The sequence below is a fragment of the Lentibacillus jeotgali genome, from assembly GCF_000224785.1.
Taxonomy (GTDB): domain Bacteria; phylum Bacillota; class Bacilli; order Bacillales; family Amphibacillaceae; genus Lentibacillus; species Lentibacillus jeotgali.
In genome coordinates this window covers 128,455-154,427 of the sequence record NZ_AGAV01000003.1, presented here as the reverse complement: position 1 = coordinate 154,427, position 25,973 = coordinate 128,455, and the positions used below count along the sequence as shown (strand labels likewise).

At 42.1% G+C, this 25,973-nt stretch carries 26 protein-coding genes and 1 pseudogene; 8 read left to right on the top strand and 19 right to left on the bottom strand.

The window, feature by feature from the left end; translation table 11 throughout:
* Positions 1-61 precede the first annotated feature (61 nt).
* Positions 62-1,675, top strand: coding sequence for a catalase (locus tag ON01_RS01205; RefSeq protein WP_010529183.1), 1,614 nt, complete (start codon positions 62-64; stop codon positions 1,673-1,675).
* Between the two features lie 427 nt (positions 1,676-2,102).
* Here the strand turns inward: ON01_RS01205 and ON01_RS01200 are convergent, their stop codons facing one another.
* The 13 genes from ON01_RS01200 to ON01_RS01140 all read right to left on the bottom strand — a co-directional run bounded on the left by ON01_RS01200 (position 2,103) and on the right by ON01_RS01140 (position 13,462).
* Positions 2,103-2,999: an ABC transporter ATP-binding protein gene (locus tag ON01_RS01200; protein WP_010529182.1), complete on the bottom strand. Its 897-nt coding sequence runs from the start codon at positions 2,997-2,999 to the stop codon at positions 2,103-2,105.
* Positions 3,000-3,352: 353 nt separating this feature from the next.
* Positions 3,353-6,208: a UPF0182 family membrane protein gene (locus ON01_RS01195; protein ID WP_010529181.1), complete on the bottom strand. Its 2,856-nt coding sequence runs from the start codon at positions 6,206-6,208 to the stop codon at positions 3,353-3,355.
* A 174-nt stretch (positions 6,209-6,382) separates the two neighbouring features.
* The gene (locus ON01_RS01190; RefSeq protein ID WP_010529180.1) at positions 6,383-6,844 is read right to left on the bottom strand and encodes a DUF2512 family protein; all 462 of its coding nucleotides are present in this window, start codon (positions 6,842-6,844) and stop codon (positions 6,383-6,385) included.
* Positions 6,845-7,155: 311 nt separating this feature from the next.
* Complete coding sequence (gene ytxJ, locus ON01_RS01185) at positions 7,156-7,503, bottom strand: bacillithiol system redox-active protein YtxJ (RefSeq protein ID WP_010529179.1); 348 nt, start codon at positions 7,501-7,503, stop codon at positions 7,156-7,158.
* Between the two features lie 67 nt (positions 7,504-7,570).
* A complete protein-coding gene (locus ON01_RS01180) occupies positions 7,571-7,894 on the bottom strand; it encodes a hypothetical protein (protein WP_010529178.1) in 324 nt (107 codons plus the stop codon).
* Between the two features lie 14 nt (positions 7,895-7,908).
* Positions 7,909-8,382: a UPF0158 family protein gene (locus tag ON01_RS01175; RefSeq protein ID WP_010529177.1), complete on the bottom strand. Its 474-nt coding sequence runs from the start codon at positions 8,380-8,382 to the stop codon at positions 7,909-7,911.
* A 16-nt stretch (positions 8,383-8,398) separates the two neighbouring features.
* Positions 8,399-8,806 (bottom strand): secondary thiamine-phosphate synthase enzyme YjbQ, encoded by a 408-nt coding sequence (locus tag ON01_RS01170; RefSeq protein ID WP_010529176.1) that lies wholly within the window; start codon positions 8,804-8,806, stop codon positions 8,399-8,401.
* Positions 8,807-8,811: 5 nt separating this feature from the next.
* Positions 8,812-9,501: an RluA family pseudouridine synthase gene (locus ON01_RS01165; protein WP_010529175.1), complete on the bottom strand. Its 690-nt coding sequence runs from the start codon at positions 9,499-9,501 to the stop codon at positions 8,812-8,814.
* Between the two features lie 204 nt (positions 9,502-9,705).
* A complete protein-coding gene (locus ON01_RS01160) occupies positions 9,706-10,287 on the bottom strand; it encodes an NADPH-dependent FMN reductase (RefSeq protein ID WP_010529174.1) in 582 nt (193 codons plus the stop codon).
* Positions 10,288-10,460: 173 nt separating this feature from the next.
* The gene (locus tag ON01_RS01155) at positions 10,461-11,027 is read right to left on the bottom strand and encodes an NADPH-dependent FMN reductase (RefSeq protein ID WP_010529173.1); all 567 of its coding nucleotides are present in this window, start codon (positions 11,025-11,027) and stop codon (positions 10,461-10,463) included.
* 212 nt (positions 11,028-11,239) lie between these two features.
* The gene (locus ON01_RS01150) at positions 11,240-12,265 is read right to left on the bottom strand and encodes a TolB family protein (RefSeq protein ID WP_010529172.1); all 1,026 of its coding nucleotides are present in this window, start codon (positions 12,263-12,265) and stop codon (positions 11,240-11,242) included.
* A 13-nt stretch (positions 12,266-12,278) separates the two neighbouring features.
* Entirely contained in the window at positions 12,279-13,142 is an 864-nt protein-coding gene (locus ON01_RS01145) for a permease prefix domain 1-containing protein (protein WP_010529171.1), read from the bottom strand.
* The gene (locus ON01_RS01140) at positions 13,139-13,462 is read right to left on the bottom strand and encodes a PadR family transcriptional regulator (RefSeq protein WP_010529170.1); all 324 of its coding nucleotides are present in this window, start codon (positions 13,460-13,462) and stop codon (positions 13,139-13,141) included. Before ON01_RS01140 ends, ON01_RS01145 begins: the two co-directional genes overlap by 4 nt.
* A 105-nt stretch (positions 13,463-13,567) precedes the next feature.
* Here ON01_RS01140 and ON01_RS01135 point away from each other — a divergent pair, with 105 nt between their 5' ends.
* Both ON01_RS01135 and ON01_RS01130 read left to right on the top strand, forming a co-directional pair.
* The gene (locus tag ON01_RS01135) at positions 13,568-13,777 is read left to right on the top strand and encodes a hypothetical protein (RefSeq protein WP_010529169.1); all 210 of its coding nucleotides are present in this window, start codon (positions 13,568-13,570) and stop codon (positions 13,775-13,777) included.
* A 114-nt stretch (positions 13,778-13,891) separates the two neighbouring features.
* Entirely contained in the window at positions 13,892-14,257 is a 366-nt protein-coding gene (locus ON01_RS01130) for a DnaJ family domain-containing protein (protein WP_010529168.1), read from the top strand.
* A 56-nt stretch (positions 14,258-14,313) separates the two neighbouring features.
* Here the strand turns inward: ON01_RS01130 and ON01_RS01125 are convergent, their stop codons facing one another.
* Positions 14,314-14,955 (bottom strand): endonuclease III domain-containing protein, encoded by a 642-nt coding sequence (locus ON01_RS01125; protein ID WP_010529167.1) that lies wholly within the window; start codon positions 14,953-14,955, stop codon positions 14,314-14,316.
* Positions 14,956-15,050: 95 nt separating this feature from the next.
* Here ON01_RS01125 and ON01_RS01120 point away from each other — a divergent pair, with 95 nt between their 5' ends.
* Positions 15,051-15,830 carry a 2-keto-4-pentenoate hydratase gene (locus ON01_RS01120; protein ID WP_010529166.1) on the top strand — a complete coding sequence of 260 codons (780 nt, stop codon included), beginning with the start codon at positions 15,051-15,053 and terminating at the stop codon, positions 15,828-15,830.
* 62 nt (positions 15,831-15,892) lie between these two features.
* On the opposite strand, the gene ltaS is transcribed toward ON01_RS01120, so the two are convergent.
* Positions 15,893-17,863: a lipoteichoic acid synthase gene (ltaS, locus tag ON01_RS01115; protein WP_040912191.1), complete on the bottom strand. Its 1,971-nt coding sequence runs from the start codon at positions 17,861-17,863 to the stop codon at positions 15,893-15,895.
* Positions 17,864-18,163: 300 nt separating this feature from the next.
* Here ltaS and ON01_RS01110 point away from each other — a divergent pair, with 300 nt between their 5' ends.
* A complete protein-coding gene (locus tag ON01_RS01110) occupies positions 18,164-18,532 on the top strand; it encodes a thiol-disulfide oxidoreductase DCC family protein (RefSeq protein WP_010529164.1) in 369 nt (122 codons plus the stop codon).
* Between the two features lie 46 nt (positions 18,533-18,578).
* On the top strand, positions 18,579-19,766 hold the full coding sequence (locus tag ON01_RS01105; RefSeq protein WP_029328935.1) for a Bcr/CflA family efflux MFS transporter: 1,188 nt from the start codon (positions 18,579-18,581) through the stop codon (positions 19,764-19,766).
* A 123-nt stretch (positions 19,767-19,889) separates the two neighbouring features.
* Here the strand turns inward: ON01_RS01105 and ON01_RS01100 are convergent, their stop codons facing one another.
* Positions 19,890-21,326 carry a sensor histidine kinase gene (locus ON01_RS01100; RefSeq protein WP_010529162.1) on the bottom strand — a complete coding sequence of 479 codons (1,437 nt, stop codon included), beginning with the start codon at positions 21,324-21,326 and terminating at the stop codon, positions 19,890-19,892.
* A gap of 32 nt (positions 21,327-21,358) precedes the next feature.
* Positions 21,359-22,549 carry a beta-ketoacyl synthase N-terminal-like domain-containing protein gene (locus ON01_RS01095; RefSeq protein ID WP_010529161.1) on the bottom strand — a complete coding sequence of 397 codons (1,191 nt, stop codon included), beginning with the start codon at positions 22,547-22,549 and terminating at the stop codon, positions 21,359-21,361.
* Between the two features lie 128 nt (positions 22,550-22,677).
* Here ON01_RS01095 and ON01_RS19105 point away from each other — a divergent pair.
* Positions 22,678-22,800: pseudogene (locus ON01_RS19105) on the top strand (LysR family transcriptional regulator); the annotation flags it as partial.
* A gap of 29 nt (positions 22,801-22,829) precedes the next feature.
* Here the strand turns inward: ON01_RS19105 and ON01_RS01090 are convergent.
* On the bottom strand, positions 22,830-23,936 hold the full coding sequence (locus ON01_RS01090; RefSeq protein ID WP_245544959.1) for an MFS transporter: 1,107 nt from the start codon (positions 23,934-23,936) through the stop codon (positions 22,830-22,832).
* A gap of 93 nt (positions 23,937-24,029) precedes the next feature.
* A complete protein-coding gene (locus tag ON01_RS01085) occupies positions 24,030-24,584 on the bottom strand; it encodes a TetR/AcrR family transcriptional regulator (protein WP_010529159.1) in 555 nt (184 codons plus the stop codon).
* Positions 24,585-24,755: 171 nt separating this feature from the next.
* Between ON01_RS01085 and ON01_RS01080 the strand changes: the two genes are divergently transcribed.
* Positions 24,756-25,907, top strand: coding sequence for an ArgE/DapE family deacylase (locus ON01_RS01080; RefSeq protein ID WP_010529158.1), 1,152 nt, complete (start codon positions 24,756-24,758; stop codon positions 25,905-25,907).
* The last annotated feature ends 66 nt before the right edge of the window (positions 25,908-25,973 follow it).

Genomic DNA, 25,973 nt, shown 5'->3' with positions numbered 1-25,973 from the left:
TTAGTTGTTATTGGACAAAATGAATAACGTAAATACATAAACATGATGGAGGATGATATAAATGGCTGAAGACCATAATCGGAAACATCAGACAAACAATGAGAATGACGACACGCTGACTAACAGACAGGGGCACCCTGTCACGAACAATCAAAACATCCGTACGATAAACAATCGGGGCCCTGCCACACTGGAAAACTATGATTTCATTGAAAAAATCAGTCATTTTGATCGGGAGAAAGTGCCTGAACGTATCGTCCATGCCCGTGGTGCCGGCGCCCACGGTTACTTTGAGACGTATGGAATGGCGGGTGATGAGCCTGTTTCCAAATATACACGGGCAAAGGTTTTTCAGGAAAAAGGCAAACAGACACCTGTATTTGTCCGTTTTTCCACAGTCGTCCATGGTACGCATTCGCCGGAAACACTCAGAGATCCGCGCGGGTTCGCCGTTAAGTTTTACACGGAGGACGGTAACTGGGATTTAGTCGGAAACAATATCAAAATCTTTTTCATCCGTGATGCGATGAAGTTTCCAGATATGATTCATGCCTTCAGACCTGACCCGATAACCAATATTCAAGACAGCCAGCGCTTCTTTGATTTCTGCTCGAATTCACCGGAGTCCTTTCATATGGTGACATTTATGTATTCCCCATGGGGCATCCCGGCAAATTACCGGATGATGCAGGGGTCTGGTGTCAACACGTATAAGTGGGTTAACGACGATGGTGAAGCAGTGCTTGTCAAATACCACTGGGAACCGAAAGAAGGCATTAAAAATTTGACGGTCAAGGAAGCAAACGAAATCCAGGGCGAAAACTTCAATCACGCCACACAGGATCTGTACGACGCAATTGAACGCGGCGATTACCCGGAGTGGGAACTGTATGTACAGATCATGAATGATGGCGAGCATCCTGAGCTGGACTTTGATCCGCTTGACGACACAAAAATATGGCCGGAGGATCAATTTCCATGGCTGCCGGTCGGACGAATGGTATTGAACAAAAACCCGGAGGATTATTTTACGGAAGTCGAGCAATCCGCATTCGGTACCGGGGTGCTTGTTGACGGGCTTGACTTTTCGGATGACAAAATGCTCCAGGGACGAACGTTCTCCTATTCCGATACCCAGCGTTACCGGGTGGGCGCCAATTATCTGCAAGTTCCAATCAACGCGGCCCAAAAACGTGTTGCAACCAATCAGGAAGGCGGGACCATGCGTTATGAGCCTGAACGCTCTTCCAAAAAGAACCCGCATATCAATTATGAGCCATCATCGTTAGGGAACTATAAGGAAGCGGAGCAAGTCGGCAAGGAGTACACTCCGAAAGTCGAAGGGAATCTTGTCAGGGAATCAATTGAGCGCAACGATAATACCAAACAGGCCGGTGATACTTTCCGCTGGTTTGATGATTGGGAAAAAGATGAATTGATTTCGAACCTCATCGGCGATCTTTCTGAATGTACCCAGGTAATACAAGATAAAATGATGGCCCTTGCCGAAGAAGCAGACGAGGAATACGGACGGCGGCTGCGTGAAGGGCTGGAAGAAGCAGCCAAAAAGATGAAGGATAACAACAGTTCAAGCAAGAATCCACTCGGCAACAAGGATGCAGAAAAAGCACCAGATAAGGCCGTTGAAAAAGGAAAAGACGCTGATCCATATTAAAATAAAGACACCAGCGCTGTTTAGTGTTTATGCTTTCTTAACAGCAAGTAAGAACCCCTTTATGCCTTAAATGCATAAGGGGTTTGGGCGCCGCTTAGCATTCTCTTCTGTCAGGTCCTGCATGCAAATTATTGGATCGGCTCATGTTGTCACAAAATCGGCTCAAATAGCCAGAAATCGGCTCATGTTGTCACAAATTCTGCTCAAGTTCACAAATTTCCCGCTCAAATTGTTACAATTAGCTTTCATTGTGAACAAAGGTGAAAGCGCTCGTTTAGCGACGTCGAACTACCCTCAGCCCCCACTTAGCAATGGTGGGGGCTTTATACTGCTATCAATGAGTATCTCGCTTGCGATAGCCAAACATGCCTGCAATCGTGAGCCCAATTGCCACGTTTTCCAGTATTGGCGAAAGACTGCTTACCCATCAGGATTCACCTCCATCCCCCTCGTAATGCCGCATAAATAAGTCTTCCAATGTCGGTGGAGCACTTTCAAGCTTGGCGACCCCGAACTGGCTAATATGCCGTATAACGTCATCCAGATTCTCGGTGTCGACTTGCAAGGACAGCATATGTTCTTTTCGTTCAACATTATGAATGCCTGTCATCTCATCCAAAGCGGTGATCGGCTGTTTTGTTTCCACTTTCAGATTGGTTCGTGTTAAATGACGCAATTCATCCATGGACCCTGACTCAATAATTTTTCCATCCCGGATAATGCCTACACAGTCACAGAGCCGCTCCACTTCTGATAAGATATGACTTGAGAGCAGAATGCTTTTTCCTTCAACTTTTGCTTTCATCACACACTCCTGAAACGTGCGCTCCATTAAGGGATCAAGTCCGGATGTCGGCTCATCAAGAATATACAGATCAACATCGGAAACAAATGCCGCAATCAGTGAAACCTTTTGCCGATTTCCCTTTGAGTAGGTCCTGCACTTTTTTGATGGGTCAAAACTGAACTTTTGTATTAATTCCTCACGCTTTTGTTTGTTCACTGAACCGCCGCGCAGCTTCATGAATAGATCAATAACCTCGCCGCCGGTCAAATTCGGCCACAAATTCACATCACCCGGGACATAGGCAATCCGCTTATGGATATCCACTGCATCCTTCCAGACATCTTTACCAAATATGGATGCATGCCCACTTGTTGCCTTCAGCATGCCAAGCAAAACGCGAATGGTCGTTGACTTCCCTGCTCCATTGGGACCGATAAAACCGTAAACTTCCCCTTCCTTAACGTCAATATTAATCTCATCCACCGCTTTGAAATGTCCAAACATTTTTGTGAGATTTTCCGTTTTTAAAAGTGTCATTTGCCCACTCCCCCTTATATCATCGTTATTCAAATACCATCCTTTTAGACCGCATTGGCCGATTTCATCGCAACGGTAAGCCATTATGGTCAATATATTTATGATTAACTCTACTTTCGATAGGGTATAATGTCAAAAGTCGCAGGAAAGGAGACCTGAGTTGCTTCTTCTATATACCATTCTTTTTGTGATAGCTGCAGCAGTTTCTCTTTAACTGCTATTAAGCTCGCAACCAGCCTATCCGGTCTTTACCGTCTTTTACATCCTTGGATAAGTGAGGTTTCAATCAATGGGGCATAAAGAAAAATCGGGACCCGCCTCTCTGCGCATCCCGATTTTTGATGTGTTTTATTCTATTCTTCCTGGTTATCCGATGATCCGGCATTCTCATCAGGCGGCTGGGAGCCATCAGGGTTACCAGAGGAATCAGCATTACCTGCACCATCAGATGACTGGATTTCATCCAATTTGCTTTCCAATTCGCTCATGATATCTGCAGCTTCTTGCCAATTGCCTTCAGACAAGGCTTGCTGATATGAGTCAAACAGATCGGAAAACTCCTGTAATTGCTGCTCTGCTTCCATAATTGGATCTGACGGATCCTGCTGTTCACCTTGTTCATTCTCCTGGCCTTCCCCATCTTCCTGCTGTCCGTCACCCTGACTATCAGAGTCAACAATATTCAGTATCTCCTGAAGTGCTTTGTCAAAGTTTGCTTCCATCACAATATGATCACCATAAGCCACAACTACCCGTTTTACTTCCGGCAGTGATGTCTCATTATTGGACTCGATGTAAATCGGCTCGACGTAAATAATCGTATCTTCAATCGGTATAGCCAGCAAGTTGCCCCTTATGACTTCTGACCCGCCCTGGGACCACAAGTTTAATTCCTGGGATATCTCACTATCCTGATTAATCCGGTTTTCAATTTGCTGTGGTCCGTAAATATTTCGCTGTTTAGGGAACTCGTAGACAAACATCTCACCATAATTTTCCCCGTCGTTTCGTACACCCATCCAGGCAATCATGTTTTGCCTGTTTTTCGGTGTATATGGAATCATCTGGATAAATTCTTCCTCTTCCTGATTCGGCAATTTCATCGTGGTATAATAAGGTTCCATTTCAATGTCCTCATTAAAATAACGCTCTGTCGGAAATTGCCATGTGTCTTCACGATTGTAAAATACCTGTAAATCAGACATGTGATATGTGCCATACTTCTTAGCCTGAATCTTAAACAGCTCTGTCGGGTAACGGAAATGATTACGAATATCTTCAGGCACCTCTTCCGTAATCAAATCAGGGAATATGTTCTGGAATGTTTGCAATAACGGATCTTCCGGATTGGCAGCATAAAAATTCACTTCACCCGAATAGGCATCGACGGTTACCTTTACAGAGTTTCGGATATAATTCTTTTCACCCTCAAAAGGCTCGGAGTACGGATAATTTTCAGCATTCAGATAAGCATCAATCATCCAGACCATACTACCGTCTTCTCGCACAACTAAATAAGGATCCTCATCATAATTGAAAAACGGTGCGATTCGATTTACACGATCCATGATATTCCTCGTGGCAAGCAGTTGGCTGTCTTCTGTTATCTGGTCAGATACAAGCATTCTGAAATTGCCTTCACTCAGCGCAAATAACAGACGGTTTATGCCGCTCAGCTGAATCCCTTTATCGGCTTCGTATTCTGTATTGACATTTTCATCACCTGACGGGTAATCAAATTCCTCCACCGCGCTATTGGTAATAACATTCGGTGAATTTTCCTCACCGAAGTATACTTGCGGCCGGCTGATATCCATGACCCCTTCAGGCGGAATATCCTTGAGCATATATTCCGGCTGGCCTTGTGCTGTCACTTTATTGACATGGCTCATCGTAACCCCGTATCCATGTGTATACCTTAAGTTATGGTTAACCCACGTTTTCGCCTGGTCAGGCAAATCGGACGTATCCAATTCTCTTGCCCCCAGAAATACCTGCTCGTATTCACCGTCGATTTGATAACGGTCAACATCGACGTCATTGAATTCATAATACGTGCGGAATGTCTGGACCTGATTGTAGACATCAAGCAGTGGACGGACATCATTCATGCGGACATTATCAATTGTTCCTGAGTTCCGTTCCACCATTTCCGCATCCAGTGAATTATTTCCCGGGTGCTCTTGCACGTTAATGTTATTTAAATTATATGCTGCTTTGGTAAAATTTAAATTATCGTCCAAGTATGGTTCTTCCATGGCAAATTCATTCGGGGAAACCACAAAATTCTGCACCGCCAAAGAAGCCCCTTGGCCGACGATAACCAATCCGATATAGATGGCAATTGGGGTCAGCATTGTCTGAATGTTGCCCCTAACAAGCTTTATGATCATCCAGATTGTCATAATGACTGCCACAGCAGCCAGAATGTATGCCTTCGGAATATTGATGACATCATCCGTATAACTTAAGCCATTTACAACACTTTCCTGAAACAAATTAACCTGTGTTGACGATAGTGTGCCAAACGGCTGCAAAAGATGATAGCCTGTTAATAGCAGCCCGATAAAGCCAAGCGTAGACCCCAGGTGCAATTGGGCAGGCCGGCTTTTTCTATACATGTGAAAAACTGAATAAGCACCGATTTCCACCAGGAAGAAAAAGATACTTAGGCCCATCAGGACATAAACAATTAAATTAAGCACTGGCAAGACATATATGTAAAAGGAAATATCCAGACCAAAATACGGATCAGCCTGCCCAAATGACGCATAGTTAAGAAACTTCAGCGCACGTTCCCAGCCGACACCTTGTACAATACTGCTTCCAAACAGCCCGACAACCGCCGAAATGCCAAGCATAAGCAGCATCATAACTTTTCCTTTTCTCATAACCGGTGGTAACTGACCTGAATCAAAATATTTCAGGTACGACCGGCGAATCCAATAAACCGTAAAAAATGTGCTGAGCGTAAACAAAACAAAGCCAGTTACGCCTAGCAGCACTTTACTTGTTAATATGGTCGTAAAAACACCTGAAAAATTAAGTGAATCCATCCAGATGTAATCCGTAATCAGCTGCAGTGCAAATAAACCTGCAATTACTACCAGAATAATTGCAAGTATCAGGTATCCAATCCAATTATATTTTTTATTCCACGTTATGTTACGCCGATTGGAACCATTTGACCCTCCATCGAAGACATCCAATTTTTTCTCCCCCTAATAATCGCTAGAATATCACATATCACTGTAATGATGATTCTTCAATAAAAAAATGCTTCATTTATCATGATACATGACTTATATAAGAAATGAAAATGATTATTACTCTACTGTACGATTAATAAAGGGGAGAAGTTTCAAAAGCTTTAAGAATAAATTTTACCGGTCACGATGATTTTCTTTTTCATCAGTCAATGTCTCCTTCTCAAATTCCTCTGCAAATTCAGTCTGCAGCTGGCCAGTCGCGGGCGATGCTTCTCTTTCTTCAAACTTTTCTTCTTCAAGGTTCTCAGTCATATATGTGTGAATGAACGGTTCGCAGCACGTAATGAAAAATGCTCCCATAACTGAAGTTGTAACTATCGGGATACTCGCTTCGATTAAAAGCCCTCCCAGCGCCCAAAGTGACAGAAACGCCAAAGGGAAGTCCGCAATCGAAGCTGTAATATTGCCAAATCTGCGAAGCACAAACAAATCGCCGATGAGGAAGGATATCCCAGTCGTCAGTATACTGATCCAAAATAAATTCACGACATCTGCATTATAAAAAATGCCAAAAAGCGAGAATACGGTAATACCGATTGCAATCGCTTTAATGCCCAATGTTTTTAAATAAACCATAACTTCATACCCATCCTTTCCAATGCTGGTTAGTTATAGTTTGGCTGAAAAGAATGGGATTATACATGGTGCCGGGCTTTCAGGATACAGCGGACATCACCGGGGGTAAACTTTGGACGGTTGCTGCATTTCGATGAAGTTTTGGATTTTATGCTGAAGTTTTTGCTCTCGAGCTGAAGTTCTTGATTTCGAGTTGAAGTTTCCGCCCTCGGGCTGAAGTTTTGAACTACCGGCTGAAGTTTCCGCTCTCGAGCTTATAGTCCTTCCTCCAAAAAAATAAACTGCTGCAAAGGAAGAATGCAGCAGCCTGCCTACATCGTTTTTTGCAGTGCCTGGTTTATCGAATTCGTCGTAATCTTTGAATGGGAGGTGTGCCAAAGCACTTCTTTGTTTTGAACTAGAAAAATTTGCGGTGATTCATGCTTGACACCCGTTTCTTCAGCTATCTGGTTGGATATGTCCCTGTTCTCGATCACTTTGACCATATAAACATCCAAATCATCGCCTGCGGATTCGAGAAACGTCTGATATTGTTCAAACGCACCAGCACTAATCGGACAAGTCGTGCTATGCTTAAAAAACAGAGCCGGTTTTTCCATTGAGTGTTCCCATGCCCGTTCCAATTCCTCTTTTGACTGCAATTCATTTAATTCTGCCATCTACAATCTCCCCTTAATTTATTTATTCCGAACACGCTTGGCCACATAATGAGTGGTATACATTTCTTCAATAGACGGATTTCCGGTTTTGGAAAAGTGTAAATGTTTTTTTCGGGCCTTTACCCCAGGATTTATAAACTGTTTTCGAAGGTTTAAGTTCTTGTTCTTTCGCAAACTTCTTCAGCGTTTTCAAGATGTAATTCATCTTTCCCAGCCCTCCTACCGTAACCCGCTCAAGGTAAGGAATTCTTTTCAGACGCCAATTCTTCACTTGCTTTGGGCTCAGACGATCCATTCTTACTAAAAGATCCACTGGACTGATATACCCCTTTTCCTTAAGGAGTTCGGTCGCATGCCAGCGAGCCATTTTCTCTATTTTTTGACGGCTCATTAATATCCTCCCATTTATTCAATGTATCCAAGTCCATGATCCTCACAAAATTCAATTGCTACTTGTTTGTAGCGTTCATCTCGATAGGCGTACCAATCTTTCTCCAGATCCAGGTCGATAATCATATCTTTAAACCGTCTGAAGGCCCCTTTTCCGCGAATGGCATGCAGCAGTTTGTCCTGTGCATTGGAGTCCTTGATAGAAAAGCAAAAATCCTCTATCATTCCGTATTCGTCGATGTCAAATTGTGACGGGATTGGCAAGTACTTCTCCATATCATATTCCACAAAGTCGATTGCCAATTCCATCTGCTCCTGCTGCCAATCTGGTAAATGGTCGTATGGTTCATCATCTTCTGCCATCCTGACAAGGTTCTCCATGATATAAACGACTTCACCGGTTTCCTTATTGATTAATTGAAAATGCTCATCCATTTGTTGCATGCTCATTTCGTCCGCGAGTTCTGATATTTTTAATTTATTGCCCATTAATCATCACCCTTTATTAACCTTCCAACACTTTAACATGAACCGTTCGTGTCCTTGGTCCATCAAACTCACAGAAATAGACGCTCTGCCATGTACCGAGAATCGGACGACCTTCAGAGATAATCAACGTTTCACTGGCTCCAACAACCGAGGACTTCATATGTCCATCAGAATTGCCTTCCATATGGATATATTCCGGTTTGTTCGGAAATGTCTTATCCAGTCCAAGCTTAAGATCAGTTTTAACATCCGGGTCAGCATTTTCATTGATGGTAATGGCCCCGGTTGTGTGCGGGCAGTATACGACCATAATGCCATTCTGCACCCCACTCTCAGACAACGCCTTTTCCAAGTAGTGGTCCAAATTGGTGAATGACTGCTTCTCATGTGTTGAGATCGTAAATGTATGCAATGTTTTCCCCACTGTTATCAGCTCCTTTTACAATAGCCAGGCCAAAGATTCCATGGGTATTCTTTAGGTGGTAAGGATTCACTTTTCGTCATATCCTTTTTTGTCGGATGTTCAAACGCCAGCCCATGTGACCATAGTGCGATTTGCTGACCCGGTTTATTAACCTTTTGGCCGTATTTCTGGTCACCGTAAATGGGGCAGCCGATATTCGCCAGCTGAACACGAATCTGATGCGGTCTTCCTGTATGGAGGTTGACCGATAGCAAACTCAAACCATCGTTTTCCCCAATCACCTCATAATCCAGCACTGCTCTTTTCGCCTTTTTAGTTTTTGAGGAAACCACATGGACTTTATTTTCACCATGATCCTTCAGCAAAAAGTCCTCCAGTCTCTCGTGAATTTGGGAAGGTCGTCCCCGAACTACAGCTAGATATATTTTCTCAAACGCTCCCCTACGTATTGCATCTGATAAGCGTGATGCCGCTTTCGATGTTTTGGCAAGCACCATTACGCCGCCTACCGGACGATCGAGCCGGTGGACGAGTGCCAAATAGACATTGCCAGGTTTCTGGTATCGGATTTTGATATCTTCTTTCAGCATAGTCAGCAAATCTTTATCCCTTGTGCTGTCTCCTTGTACGGGTATATTTACTGGCTTTGCAACCACAAGAAGATGGTTGTCTTCGTATAAAATTTGAATATCCACCCGTCACACGTCCCCTTCGTCATTTAGTTATAGCATAACATATCTGAGCCCCTACTCTCAGGTAGATTGACTGCCCTCTGCCGCTAATATTATTCATCCAACTCAACTGTAATTGTGAACTATAGCGAATCTATTATGAACTGTAGCATTTAACAATAAAAAACGGGAAATGCATCTCCTATACATTTCCCATTACATCTATGATTAGTTAGTCACTGCTTCGACACTCTCCCGGACTTGTTTAAGTGCACCGCTCCATGCAATCACCTGATCCAGCATTTTATTGGCATTATCTGCATGATACTCGGCAGGTTTGAACACACTGAAGTTTTCAAAGTCAGTCATCAATGAAAATGTAACGGCTGTCTGTACATCTGCAACTTGCAGCTCACCAAAAATCAGACGCAGATTTTCGTGTGCACGCGCACCACCCAGACTGCCATAGCCGACAAGCCCTGCTGCTTTATCAGCAACTTCTGGTTTCAAGTAATCCAATGCGTTTTTAAGAGCACCGCCTATAGCATGATTGTATTCGGGCGCTACAATGATATAGCCATCAAAAGAAGCCATTTTTTCCGACCAGGCTTTAATAGCACTTTGAGCTTCCTGCTTCTGTGCTTCAGGAATCGGCGCTCCCATTAATGGCAGCTGATAATCAGCCAGATCCACGATTTCATATGTAACATCATCGTTACGCTTCACCGCAAAATCATGAACCCAATTAGTAACAGCTTCCGCATTGCGCCCCTCACGAACACTGCCTAGTATAATTCCTATGTTTAACATTTGTATTCCCCCTGTGAAATGATGTATTGAACATGCGTATCGTATCATCATTTATGGCGGGATTCAATTTATTTGATTATATTTGGTAATAAACTTATTAAAAGTAATTATATATTGTCAAGTTTTAATGCCGAAACGTTCTATATCATGGCACAATCCTTTACTCTCCCCCGCTAAAACGGAAAAGCCGAATCCTTCTCCCTTTGGATTTCGCTGAAAACGTTAACGCCATGGATAAGGTCGTCCGCCAGCTGGTTCAGCCTGAATATTGCATCATCATTCACAATTTTTTTCTGGTAGTAACTTTTTTCTTCCACAAAGACATATTTTGGTATAATAACAGCTTTCATATATGAAAGGATAGGCTTCAGCTGATGTTCCGGCACTAAATAATGCTTGGAAGAACCGGCTGTTGCTACAATGCCTACAACTTTGTCTCGGAAGGCCTCGTTTGGAAGTAGATCAAACAAGTTTTTCAATGTTCCCGGAATCGATGCCTGAAAAATCGGTGTTCCAATAATATAGGCATCTGCTGACATTATTGTTTCCAATGCCGTTTTGGTATCACCGCTGTAATCACGATAATCCCTGCCATCACTGAAAACAAGCTCATAATCGCCTAAATCAACCAATTTCGTTTCAATTTCCTGATGTTCAATAGTTATATGATCTAAAATCTGCTGCACGGCAACCCGTGTTTTCGAGCCGACAACAGATCCGGCTATACCAACTATTTTCAAATTAAATGCCCCCTAAACCTTCTGCGTATAAGTGAACAAAATATTTCATTTTCCTCAAATCTATTTTACACAAAAAAATCAAATAATACAGCTAATTAAACTGGGGGACACTTTTTAATATTTATACCAAAAAGGAATTAACATCTGACAGCTATAAAGAATAATTATTTTAGCCGCACTTAACATTGGAAATATGGCTTTTTTAAATCTCATCATTCTTCAGGCATCGCAATGGTAATACGGTTTCGCTCCTCCCCGTCTGCACTGATTTGCCAATAGCTATATTCGGGGTCGGCTCCGGCAAAATTTTTATTGATCGTTACGATCAGCTTATCCTGTTTATGAAAAAAGACCGGACTTGAGACATGTTCATGAAAGGACGTAATTTGTTCTGCCTGTCTGGTATCCAAATCCATCCGAAACCCTTCGTATACAAATGTGCCATTTTCGTCTGTCGCAGCGACGTCCGAAAAAACAGCATGCTCCCCGTCCGGTGATAATGTTGGTGATGAAATAATCGGTTCCTTGGAAGCAAAGTCACCCGCTGGTACAATAGTCTCCTCCTTGCCATTTTTAAGTGAACGCAAAACGAGCTGATCGCGATTTCCGTATGTTTTATACATGAGCCGATCGCCGTCCGATGACAACTCCAGCGATGACATGCTATAGGCTTTTTTGGACGTTAGCTGTTCGATTTCTTTTGTTTTTAAATCCATACGGAACATATCAAAATCATGCGGCCGCTCGGACGTAATTGGTGAATAATTTTTATAGACCCCGGCTTTCAAAAAGTACAGTAATTCACCATCAGGCGAAAATGCCGCCTCTGTTATATAGTCACGTGTATTCATCAAGATTTCAACCGTTTGATCCGTCCGGTCCACTATACGCAATTGACTATAGCGCCGCTTTTGCTCCTTCTCTCCTTCCTCCCATTGTTCGACAAAAACAATCTTATCGCCATCCGGGGAAAATTTAGGATTAATATATGATTTGCCTTCATCCGGTTTTGCCAGAAGTTCAGCTTCCCCTCCACTGACAGGGACGGTATACAGTGCAGCATCATCTCCATGAAAATAAGAAAAAACAAGTTCGCTGTCATCAGGAGAGATGTCAGTTGATTGGCCGAATCCAGAAAAACCCTCAGGTGCGCCGGCAAATGACCCTGCCCCCCTTAGGATAAAAAATAAAAGAACAATTCCGGTAATAAAGCTGAAATTTTTCATTTTTAGTGACATCTTAGAAACCTCCCTAAAGCAAACCAAGGATAGTATAAGGCAATGCAATCGATAACACAGAAAAGCCAAGACCTGTTGCTATAGAAATAAGCGGCTTTTTAGAAATATACCCCATCTGAAATTTATAGGTAATCAACCAAATAATAATGGGAACCAACGTCAATATGACGTCAGCCTTCACTTCGGAAAAAGCCAGCAGCGCCCACAGGAAGAATAGACTCACACCAGCAACAACCAGGCCAAAGAGCAAATTGACAATATGACTTAACAGCACAAGTCCGCACTTTTGCTGCTTTGTTTCCGTAGGGCCGCTCGAATAATAGGAATTTCGAATAACCGCAACAAGGCCTATTCCAATCAGAATCAGCAAATAAATACTGAAAAAAACTGCCTGCCACTGGGGTCTCAGTTCCATTATCGTAATATTAATTCCATTCCATAAAACATTGATAAGCAGCATGACATTGACCAGATAAAAATAGCGGCCAACAAACGAAATATTGATAGCAGCCAGAGTAACCGTTCCACCTGTCAAAAGCTGGATAGCCAACCAGCCTGGAATCCGATCATGGAGCAAATATGCGGAGGCTAAATAAAAGAAAACGCCAAATAAAATCGTTCCCAGCCCAATTCCATATAACAACCCTCGCTGATACGGATACATCGCTTCCTGCATCTCATGACCGATGTTATTGAAATCGCCAAACTCCTTTAATGCACGCTCTTCAGCCTTTTTTTCCGTTAAGCCATCATCGATGTATTGCTGTTTTGTTTCCTCCAAATGACTGACAAGCTCTTCCCGTAATTCCTCACGTTCTTCATTTGGACTTTGCAATTGTTCGAGGACTTTTTCAACATGATCTGCAATCTTTGTCATGACAGATCTCCGGATGTTTTGGTAATGAGATTATGAACACTATTCCATTCATCCAGTTTTCTTGTTAATTGAGCATGGCCTTCATCAGTAATCTGATAATACTTTCTGCGGCCACGATCTGTTTCATGCCAATACGAACGCAACCATCTCTTTTTCTCCATGCGCTTAAGCGCTGGATAGAGTGTCCCTTCCCCCATGTTATAAAGCTGTTCACTTTTTTCCTTCAGCACTTTCACCATTTCATAACCATACATATCGTTTCCATTAAGCAAATTGAGCAATAATATGTCAATACTGCCTTTCATAATTTCACGGTCCATATTTACTCTCACCTCTTTGCATTATTGTAATACGATGTGCATCGTATAACAAGGGTTAGCATAAAAAGTTAGCGCCTGCAGAAATTAATGTTTGAGGTGAACAACATGAAAAAACAGAACAAAAAAACATTTAAACAGCGGACACAGGCAAATATGGATGGTGAATTAAGCGTACAGAGTGGACTTGAGGCCAATCATCCATTCAAAGAGGAGGATAACTATGCTGGAGATTCGGTAGATGAACATAAAGAACTTGAAGCAGCTAATGAGGTACTTGCAGAAAAGGAAATAGAACAAATAAATAAAAATTCCTGAGGGAGCAAGCCGTATTTTGATATTAGGAAATGCGGCTTTTTGAGTTGAAAACGTGTATCATTAAACAGTATCAGCCATTTTTTGATATAATGAATACAATAAGGGGGTGCGCCCATGTACATCATCGTTGAAGATAAAATTAAGGAATCAATCGAGAATGGTGATTTTGACAACTTGCCGGGCAAAGGCAAAAAACTGAACATACGAGATGAACTGCCGGGTCTGTCATCGGAACTGAATCAGGCGTATAAAATTTTAAAGAATGCCGGTTTTGTTCCTCAAGATGATGGGAAAAAGAAAGGAAGAGAAATCACGGATAATGACCTAATGACGTATGCAACTGGTGAAGAACATAAGAACGAGGCAAAGAAAGGTGGACAATTCGATGACCTTGTTGAAAAACGAAAGCTGCATCACAACCCGAAATTCCCTTTTTACCGTAAAAAGATATTCAAAAAGCTTTCCCGGAAGAACTGGTAATGACTGCTAAGGAAGGTCGATGCCAGTTCTTTTTTTGATAAAACGGTAATAGAAAGCTAATCCAGCCGTTGATGACACATCTCCAACAACGGACAACCCTCACATATCGGCGTCTTCTTACAGTGGCTCTTCGCATGTTCCACCAGCAGTGCATGAAATTCATTAAACAGCTCTAAGTCTCCCGCCATTGTCCCCTCCACTTCATTCCGAAACGCATCGTACGTTTTTGGCATATTAAACCCGATTCGGTAAAAGATCCTTCTAGCATAGTTATCAACCACAAATATTGGCTTATCAAATGCATAAAGCAACATGACATCAGCGGTTTCACGGCCAACACCATTAATGTTGAGAAGTTCATTCCGCAGCCGCTGCCTATCGATCTGTTTAATCACACCAATATCACAATGATACGTTTTAAACCATTTCAAAAAAGCATTGATCCGTTTGGCCTTAACGTTAAAAAAACCACTGGGCCGAATCATTTCTGCCATTTCACCGGTCGCCAGTTTTTCCATGAGTTCAGGAGCCAGGTATGGCTTGATATTCGCTAAAGCCTTTTCTGCGTTGTGCCAGCTCGTATTTTGGACAAGAATGGCGCCAATCATCATTTCAAATGACGTATCTGCCGGCCACCATTTTTGCGGACCATAGTACTTAAACAGTCTGCTATAAATTCGCTGATAGCTGATTTCCATTATATCTGCCCCATTTTCCAGCTTAACAAAAACCCGACAACCATTTATACTTATGGAAACGCTATTTTATACAAATCATACAGGAGGCTCAAACAATGACTGTCATCAACAATGAGATTGTTCAAAAGCTTAAGACTGCCCATCGGACAAAAGAGCCGATTAATTTTATACGAAACCATTATAACCTGAATGAACCAACTGCCTACTCCGTCCAGGATCAATTCATAAAGGAAAAGTGTGACCAGACAGATGAGAACCTCAGCGGCTATAAGATCAGCATGACAAGCCCCGATACCCAAGCGTTTGCCAATACAGATGAGCCGGCATATGGCACATACACTGAGGGAAATCTAATGCGATCACAAGAATCCATTTCAATGGCGTCTTTATTCGATCCGCTTATTGAGCCGGAATTAATTTTCATTCTGACTGACGACCTGCCAATGAGAGCATCCGAAGAAGAAATCATATCAAAAAGCAGGATTGCAGCAGGCATTGAAGTGCCCGATTCCCGTTATACAGACTGGTTTCCCAATTTTTCACTGGAAGATCTTCTGTGCGATAACGCCGCTGCAGGGCTTGCCGTCATATCAGAGACCGTTAAAGCGCCATCATTGGATAGCCTGGCAGACATCGATATGGAGCTGTTCCACCATGGTGAAAAAATCAGCAAAGGAAATTCTTCCAATGTGCTCGGTAACCCGGTGTCCGCAGTTACATGGCTTTCAAAAAAACTGTCAGCTCACGACAAAACCCTGAAGAAAGGCATGATCATATCATCAGGGACATTCATCTTGCCATTACGTGTTGAGGAAGGAACATACAAGGCAACCTATACCAGCATCGGGGAGGTTAGTGTAGCCTTTACCCCTTAATCTGTGACAGATACAAAATCCCCGCCTCTAGGCCTTAATAGGCCAGGAAGCGGGGATTTTTACTATGAGTTATTTCCATTATTATTTTCATTGTTATCGTTATTGTTATTTGCATTGTTTTTCTTATTAGACTTTCCGTACTGGTAGTCGTTGGGATCAACAGGTTCCCATTTTTTATTAGGCTCATGGAAACGCAGCAGATCGCCATGCAACACTTCATCATTCAGACTCAGCTCATAACTTACCTGCTCTTTGCGTTCCTTCATCTTCTCCGTCGGTTCTTCAATGACTTCGCCTGTCTTATTATCATAGAACTGTCCATCGACATAGCTGTAGTCCTTCGTCATGAAACTGCCATTCCGGAACGGCACAAAGCCTTTATGCTCTTTGGAAAACATGTCTGTACCGAACTGAATATAATCTTTGGCGTTGATTCCCAACAGATGCAACATCGTCGGCATGACGTCTACCTGTCCGGAAAACTTGTGATTGGTGCCCTGGCCTTCCATGCCCGGCACACGAATCAGATAAGGCACTCGCTGCAGGTTCGCGTTTTTCAGTGGTGTTATCTCCTCACCCGTGATTTCACTCATCGCCTTATTATGGTTCTCCGAAATACCATAATGGTCACCATAAATCATAATGACTGAGTCCTCATACAATCCTTTTTCCTTCAAATCCTTGAAGAACTGTTTCAGCGCCTCATCCAGGTAACGGGCTGTCTGGAAGTAGCGATCCACGGTGCCGTCACCGGTATTAGCCGGCTCAATTGACTCTTCTCCTTCGTCCAATACAAACGAATAATGGTGTGTCAATGTCATCATGTGCGCATAGAATGGGCCATCCTCTTTGGCAAGGTCTTTAAGCATAGGCATCGACTGCTTAAAGAACGGTTTATCTTTCAATCCATAGTTGATGACTTTATCCTCACTCATATCGTAATAGGCGTCATCATAAAACCGGTCTATACCAAATTGCTTATATACATTATCCCGATTCCAGAATGATCCTTCATCACCATGGAATACAGCACTAGTATAGTTCTGCCTCTGGCCAAGTATGGCCGGCAGTGCCTGATACGTATTCGTGCCTTTCGTGACGAATGCAGCCCCCTGAGGCGTGCCGTACAATGAATTATCCATCAGCAGTTCAGCATCAGCTGTTTTGCCTTGTCCAGTCTGGTGGAAGAAGTTATCGAAGTACGTAAAATTCTTGCTCCCATCATGCACAAGTGAGTTCAGGAACGGCGTCACTTCTTCTCCATTCAATTTATAATCAATCAAAAATGACTGAAAAGACTCCAAATGAATTTTGATAATGTTTTTGCCTTTTGCCTTTCCAAAATACTTATCGTTTGGCTCGGCGTATTTTTTGTCGGTATAACTTTCCACTTCCATTATATCTTCACTTGAAGCCATCGAGCGCTTGGCATTAACTTCAACAGCCTGCACGGTGTTCAGCGCGGCAAAATTAGGCAAACCGAGATATTTAACAATATAGTTATTGTCAAAAACGCGCTCCAGCAGCTGCGGGCGGTCAATATGCGCCAAACCTAGATTAATAGCGAGCGCAAGCACACCAGCGGCCATCACAGTGGCAGGTTTTTTGAAATTGAAGCGTGCCGGGGACCAGTCTGCTTTCCGCTTGAAGTACAGAACACCCAGGATAACGAGATCCAGAGCATACAGCAAATCATGCCATTCAGCCAGCCCCAGGAAACTTTTTCCGATACTACCGGCATTTTCCGTCTGCATCAACGTCTGAATGGTAATAAAGCTGTTAAATTCACGATAGAAGACAATGTTGGCGTACATAAACAAAGTTAAAAGAGAATCAATAATCAACAGTGTAATGCCGAATCGTTTCCCTTTGAAAAGTAACGCAAACCCGAGTATAATCAAGCCTGAACTCAAAGGATTGATGAACAGCAAGAATTGCTGCATCAGATTATTGACCCCTAAATCAAATTCTGTAATATATATAATATACGTCTTCATCCAAAACAAGATTAATGCAAGCAGAAAAAATCCCATCTTAGTAGATTTTAAGTTTGTTAGTTTTTTCACTTTCTCTCACTCCAAATATTTTTGCAGAGTAATATTGATTATTAAGATTCACATGGCTACTTACTATAACATCTTTCTTTTACTTCAGCAATATGTTTCACTAAAAAATTTCATTCTATTTTTCTTTAATTATATAGTTTACATCCATTTTACTATTTTGTTAAGTCCTAAATTATTGGAAATTTAAACTAAGGTCTTTTACACTAAATTTCAGTTTCCTTGTGTGATCAATAAATAAACCATCCTGAAATGAAAGGAGATGGTAGCATGAATAGACATATTGTATTTTTCGATGCTGAGTGCCCATTATGCCGTACAGTGAAAGCTGTGCTGAGAAAGTTGGACTGGAACAATGCGATTTACTGGCATCCCGTCCAGGAGGTGAGTGAGCCAGTGAAAGAGCGGGCAAATAACTATAAAAACATGTATGACGAAATTTATATGTATACGAAAAATAAACAAATGCTGACAGGATTTAACACAGTACGCAAGATTCTTTTTTTATTACCTGCCACCATCCCATTAGCTTTGTTACTCTATCTGCCGTTTGCCAAAAGCATTGGAGACCCGGCATACAGGTTTGTATCCACACGCCGCTATAAGTGGTTTGGACGTGTGCCTTACAACAACCAGTGATTTAAGTTAGGAGGTGTTTACCATTTACCAACAAGAACAGGAGCCTATACTACATAACCCGACAGGAAAAAAACGCCTCGGACTTGCATTGCTCTTGGGTCTGCTTGCCATTATGGGACCGCTGAACATTGATATGTATTTACCAAGCTTTCCCGGAATTGCCGATGACTTAGGAACAAGCCCCTCACTTGTACAAATCAGCCTGACAGCTTGTTTGCTGGGACTTGCCATTGGTCAGGTGATTATCGGACCAATCAGTGATGCCCGCGGGAGAAAGAAGCCTTTATTAATATCTTTGTTGCTATTTGTCGTATCATCACTTCTTTGTGCAATGGCACCGAATATCACTGTCCTGATTGCAGCAAGATTTTTACAGGGGGTCACTGCTTCAGCAGGTGTTGTTCTTTCCCGTGCTGTTGTACGTGACGTGTTTAGTGGTAGGGAGCTCACAAAATTCTTCTCGCTTTTAATGGTCATAAATGCAGTTGCACCGATGATTGCCCCAATGTCAGGCGGAGCAATCCTGCTGTTGCCCTTTGCAAGCTGGCATTCGATTTTTTTATTCCTAAGTATACTGGGAATCCTGATTTTTTTGGTTGTTGCTATGAAACTTAAGGAAACATTACCACCCTGGAAGCGGATGCCAAGTTCAATTGGAGATTCTGTTCGCACCATGGGAGGCTTGCTGAAGGACCGTTCGTTTATTGGCTATGCAGTAATCGTGGGGTTTGTTCATGGCGGGAGTTTTGCCTATGTATCAGGTACACCATTTATTTATCAGGAGATATACGGGGTCTCACCTCAAGTCTTCAGTATATTATTTGGTATGAATGGACTGGCCATTATTACGGGAAGTTTCATCATTGGACGTTTTGGCGGCATTATCCATGAAAGGAAATTGCTGAAAGCAGCGGTCATGATTGCGGTAAGTGCAACATCACTACTGCTGATCATGACCATTATTGAAGGCCCATTAGCCATTATTGTGATACTGATTTTTATTTATATGACCACCATGGGAATGACCATAACAAGCACTTTTACTCTTGGAATGGCGCAACAGGGGCACCGTGCGGGCAGTGCTAGTGCTGTCCTGGGTATGCTGCCGCTATTGCTAGGGTCGCTATTCTCCCCTCTCGCCGGCATTAATGAAGCATCAGCCGTGCCGATGGGGATCATATTATTCAGCACTTCCCTGATCGGTTGTATTGCCTTTTTTAAACTGACAAAATGAACCTGCGGAAATGATGATAAAACACACACAAAGGCTGGGACACAAGGTGTCTACGTATATCTTCTTCACTAAAGTAGTGTCTTGTTCATCTTTAATATTGGACATCTAGTTATGTCCCAGCCCTTAAGTCATATTCAACGCGCCATTAAGTGGCAGTTCGATTTGAAAATGTGTTCCTCTTGATGAGCTTCCGGCAACCCGAATATCTCCCAAATGCTCGATAATCGTCTTTTTTACGAAAGGCAGACCCATGCCCATTCCACTTTCGCCAAATGAAATGAACGGGTCAAAGACACTTTCCCAATTCTCTGGGCTTATTCCTTCTCCGGTATCCTTAAAATGAATCAGGATCATTTCATTATCAAGCTCGGTGGAAATTGTAATTTTCCTATTCTCCCTTTCTTCCGGCATTGCTTCTATACTGTTCTTAATCAGGTTAATGAAAACCTGCTCTAAATTTGTTCTGTTTACATAGACGGTCAGCTGTTTGTAAAGATTCACAAACTCTATCTCCACATCATGTTCCTCACGCATACTTGAAGAGAAATCAATAGCATGCCCTATAATGGATTCCAAATCCTCCTTTTTCATCATTTGCTCAGCAGATTTCATATATACTTTATAGTTATTCACCAGGTCCCCAAGGTGAGCAGAGGATTTCTGGATCATTTCAAGCGATCCTTGCTCCTGTTCTGTCATTGTCTCGCTTTTGTTCAGGGATTTCGAAAAACCTCTGATGATTTCATTGGTGTTTTTCACCTCATGAATTAAACTGCCGGCTAAATTTCCTGTATAATCGAGTTTTTTCTGCCTTTCCATCAATTGATAGTAGTTTTCCTTCATGCTTGTATTCAATTTGATAAACTCATGGACAATGGCTGCTGAGAAAATAACAACGCCAATACTGCTTGAGATTGCTCCTGTTTCGGATGAGAAATTCAAATATCCGGGAACAATTAGCCAAATAATGGAATGAAGGCAAAAGCTCTTTAAAAATGTTTTGAAGCTTTGATTGACAATTTTTTGAGCTACAACAGAGACAATCAGTAAAAAGACTATAAAACTGCTCATATGTACGATATATAGCCATGCTAACGGCCCATATTCAGGAAAATAATGACTGAATGTTAAAGTTGATCTGTGTAAGCTTAATCCCTTAATCCCTAAATCTGTCCAGTTAATAATATAAATGATTCCACTCCAGACACTAATAAAAACGAGTACCTTTTTATTAAAGATTTTCAGGAATACTTTCGTAGGCCCACTGATTGTCTTTAGCATTGCCGGCCGGTCTTTTAGAAAAATGTATGTTATATAAAACATAACAATAATCGAGAATGTCGGCCCGGCCCGAAGCAGCTTGAAAAGAAATAGAATAACATCTTCAGAGAGAACATCACCAAAGTAAAGTATCCCTACATCAAATTGCCAAATGGTGATTAAAACCATATATATAGATAGCACGGATGATAATTTTGACTCTTTATAAATGGCTCTGATACTCAGTCCCAAAACCAAAGGGATCAAGCCTATGGTACAGATCAGCAACCCGGTAATCATAGCAATTCACTCCTTACCACCGCAAATCGCTGTTATGTATGTTTTTTCACGTAGGCACATGCGTTGTTTCCACCATATCCATGGTTGGTAATAGCAACCTCTTCAACATTTTCAAATCTTGACTCTGTCACAATATTCATAGTTTCATAGCCTTCTGTTGTTGTTCGTATGGTTGGCGGTATAAATCCGTGCTGGACACTCAAAAGAGACGAAATGACCTGTAAAATTCCGATTGCTCCAAACGGATTGCCATACATACTTTTAATGGATGTATACGGCGTTTCGTGGTTGAACAGCAGTTCCGAACATTTCTCTTCAATCCGATCATTTACTTGTATTCCCAGTGCCTGACTGTTGATATAATTCGGCTGACGTCCCTCTGTAACTTCTTTTAAGGCATTGATCATTTGCTCTCCGGTTTCATCAAGTGAATAAATGTAGATGCCATCATTATTCGACACAACATCAACAATTTCGCCTTTAATATCTGCTGATCGATTAACTGCATCATCTTCTCTTTCCAGTATAATCGCGCCTGCCGCCTCTGCCATTGCAAACCCTTTACTTCCTTCCTGAAACGGAATAGCCCCTTCTTCAAGCGACTGATCGAGTGGAAGAACTCTCGTTTTTGCAAACGAATAAGTCGTTATTTTACTGATAGGACTGTCAGTTCCTCCAACAACAGCTACATCAATTTTGCCGCTATTCAAATAAAGCATCGCCTCTTCAATCGCCTCCAGGCTAGCCGTACAGCCAGTAGAAATCGTTTTTGTAATGCCCTTAAGCCCAATGGCATGAGTAATTGAAGATGTTATACTGTGGTAATTGGCATAATGAGCAAACGTAATAGGTATTTTTCTATAATCCTCGTCATTCACAAATTGTATTCCGTCCCGGAGGATTTTCTCCCCAGTTGAACCCAGAGATAGCCCGAAAAAAACGCCAACTTTTTTACCTTCCATATCTAGATCAGCTGATTGAAGGGCTTCCTTCGCTGCAGAGATCCCCATTTTTGCCACTTTCGGAAGACGCCTCATCTTCTTATCCGCTTCCAATTCCTCAAGTCCTTCATTAACTGAACCTATTATATTGGATTCCCCCTTTGGCCCCTCTTGGTCCACAACGTCAAGCGAGCACATGCCATCTTTTAAATTGGATAGATACTGCTCGACATTTGTTGTCTTCGGGGCCAGAAGCCCATAGCCGGTACAAACTATATTCATGTAGCTTTTCCACCTTAATTTAGATAAATTTAACTACACAATACACTATATCAAAATTATTCCTTTTAACCTATTGCTAATCATATTTTCCCCTGAAGTTTCAATATAAAGAAAATACGAATTACGGGGAACTGGGGGTTTCTTTATTTGAACGTGAACGCAGAAACATCAAATTAACGGAAATAGGCAAGGTATTTTCAACGCATACCAAAATTGCAATGAAAGCCATTGATAATAGAAAAAGGCCGTTGTTTTTTATTTAAGCCTGGTGAACAGTTCCTTAAACTCCATGTCGGTCAACTTTTGGGCCTAGAAGGGTAGCTGCCATACCAATTATTCCATAAAGGATAAAAGACGGAGCATAACCCCATGCCCCAATAAACAACCCAGCAAGTGATGAACCGATGACCTGCCCCACTGCCAGAAGTAAAAAGGGCACGCCAATACCTAATGAGGCATTCGTAATAAATACACGGATTCCCCAAACAAGGAGAACTCCGGTTAAAAATATATAGGAGCTCCCGAAAATACCAGCCGCTAAGTAAGACATGAATAGACTTTCTGGTGAAAAGGACAAAATAATGGGTGCTGAAGCAATTGACAAACTCCCTAATTTATAAGCATAAGACAGCCCTCCCTTTTCAATTAGAGAACCAGAAAAACCGCCTAGTACACCAAATAATCCAATCATGATCCAAAATCCAGAAAGCTGCCAATCACTGTAATCACCAGCCACTCCAATAAAAGATCTGGAAAATGTCCAAAAAGCTGCTGTGGAAATTCCAAGGATAACAGACGCCACACTCAAAGGGATTGATCCTTTTACGCCTCGTATGGAGAGATGCCCTTTTTCAAATCTCAACCTTGGTCTAGCCCCGACTTTTGGGATCGCCCTAAAATTCCATATCAATATCAGCAATGTCAGAATAGCATAAATAAAATACGTTAGCCTCCAATTGGGTGATAACAGAATTGCTCCTGCTCCAGAAAGAGCTATACCAAAACTGGTTCCCGAGTTAATCCATGTATTCGCTTCTCCTTGTTTACCCTCTTTAATCCATAGCGATATAGCAGCGCCATAAGGTGGAGATACCAAACCTGTGCTTCCTCCGGCAAATAACACGCCTAACGCAAGCACCCATGCATTTGGAGTCATCGACATCAACAGTAACCCAGCAAAAGCTGACATCCCAGCTGAGATAATCATTCTTCTAGGCCCTTCTCTTGTCGTAATGACAGTAGATAATATGATCGTGAAGCAATAAGCCAAATAAAATAACGAAGATATCAGCCCAGACACAAACTCGGACATTTCAAGTGAATTACGCATATCGGGGAGAAGCAGTCCAAAACTGAATCTTGCTAAGCCATAGGTAACAGCAATCATAGTCGCCCCTGGTAAAACTAACCTTAAGAATCTCACGGTATCCCTCCTCCACAAATTATATAGAACGACCTTTCTAATAAGTAGGTAAAAAAATTACGATGTATGTTGGACAAGTGTCCTCGCCATCGCAATAGAATGTTCCGTAGCCTTCTCTGCACCAATCAGTGTCGTCATGGAAGTCGTTCCTTCAAGAATTAATGTAAATTGAGTAGCTAAATCCCGTTCGTTATCCACACCTTTCCTTTGAGCCAGTTGCTGAAAATATTTAAGCAAATTGGATTTGTGTCCTCTTGCAATATTTTCAATCTCATTATCCGTTCCCGTGTAATCTTCTATCGCTCTTAAAAACATATCTCCTTTATAGGATTGTTCTTTTAACCAACGACCGTGAGCTTCAACAGCAAGAATGAAAGGTGAATCTGAATCCATTTCCACATGTGAATCCAAATAGGACCAATAGCGTTCTTCCCGCTGCCTAAGTACTTCTTCGACCAAATTGTCCTTGGACGGAAAATGATTATACAGCGTCATTGTGGCTACATTAGCTTCATTGATGATTTGTTTTAATCCGACGCCACGGAATCCATGTTCATAAAATAACCGTTCAGCTACTTCAAGCAGCGTTTCTTTTTTTACAGATCGACTCATATCATTCACTTCTCCCTAATTGGATAGAACGACCTTTCTAATTTAGATGATACCAATTACTTAATATTATCGTCAACCATTTTTTCAAATGCCGGTAACGATTTTATCAGAGGAAATGAATCATGTGTTAGTATGAATAAGAAGGGTAAACTAAATCCAGAGGTGATAAATATGGACCAAGACCAAGCCAAATCATTTTTAAAAGATATCATTCAAATTAAAAGTGTCAATCCTCCAGGAAATGAGACAGCGGTCGCTAATAAATTAAAAGCTCTTTTCGATGAACATGACATAGAAACCGAACTTGTTGAATACGATGATAACCGTGCCAATTTAATTGCTCGTTTAAAAGGTGAAGAAGATGGGTCCGTCCTCGGATTAACCGGACACATGGATGTTGTCCCTACTGGAGAAGTCAAATGGGAGCATGATCCTTTTGGGGCCGAAGAAGAAAATGGAAAAATTTATGGACGTGGAACATGTGACATGAAAAGTGGCCTTGTTGCCTGCGCATTAGCTATGGTTTCGCTAAAAGAAGAAGGGCTTCCGAAGAAAGGTGAAGTTACCCTTTTAGCAACGGTCGGCGAGGAAGCAGGAGCTGTTGGCGCCCGTCAACTGACAGAAAAGGGCTATGCCGAACCGTTAGATGCTCTGATTGTCGCCGAACCAACACAAAATCACATCAAGATTGCTCACAAAGGAGCATTATGGCCACAGATTGTCACATACGGAAAAACCGCCCATGGTTCAATGCCGGATATGGGAACAAATGCAGTGGCTCATATGAATGAAGTTATTCATCGGATGTCAGGAAAAGAATTTGAATTGCAATACGAGGAAGATGACCTGTTGGGTGGATCTACATACAGCATTAACGTCATCAAAGGTGGTTCCAATACGAACGTTGTACCCGACCAATGTTTTACAAATATCGATATACGGACCGTTCCTTCCCAGGATCACAAACAAATTATCAAGCAAATTAAACAGGTGATAACATCTGCGGAAGAAAAATACCCTGATCTAACAGCGGACATCCGCTTATTGAATGACCAAACCCCTATGAAGACCCCGGCTGATGATCCTTTTGTTAAGCTGGTTCAGGACACTGTTAAACCTTTAGGTATCCCAACAACACTGGGAGGGATGACTGGCTATACGGACAGTTCACAATTCACACACGCAAACGAGGTATTCCCCGTTATTGTATTGGGACCCGGCGATACATCGGTCGCCCATCAGCCGGATGAGTATGTTGAAGTTGATAAATACTTGACCAGTATTACGCTCTATAAGGAAATTGGAAAGAAATTTCTGGCGTAATTCCTTAACAGTGGGGGGAATAACAGCCCCCCAGAAAACTCTTCAAAGACTTCTCTAAAGCAATTT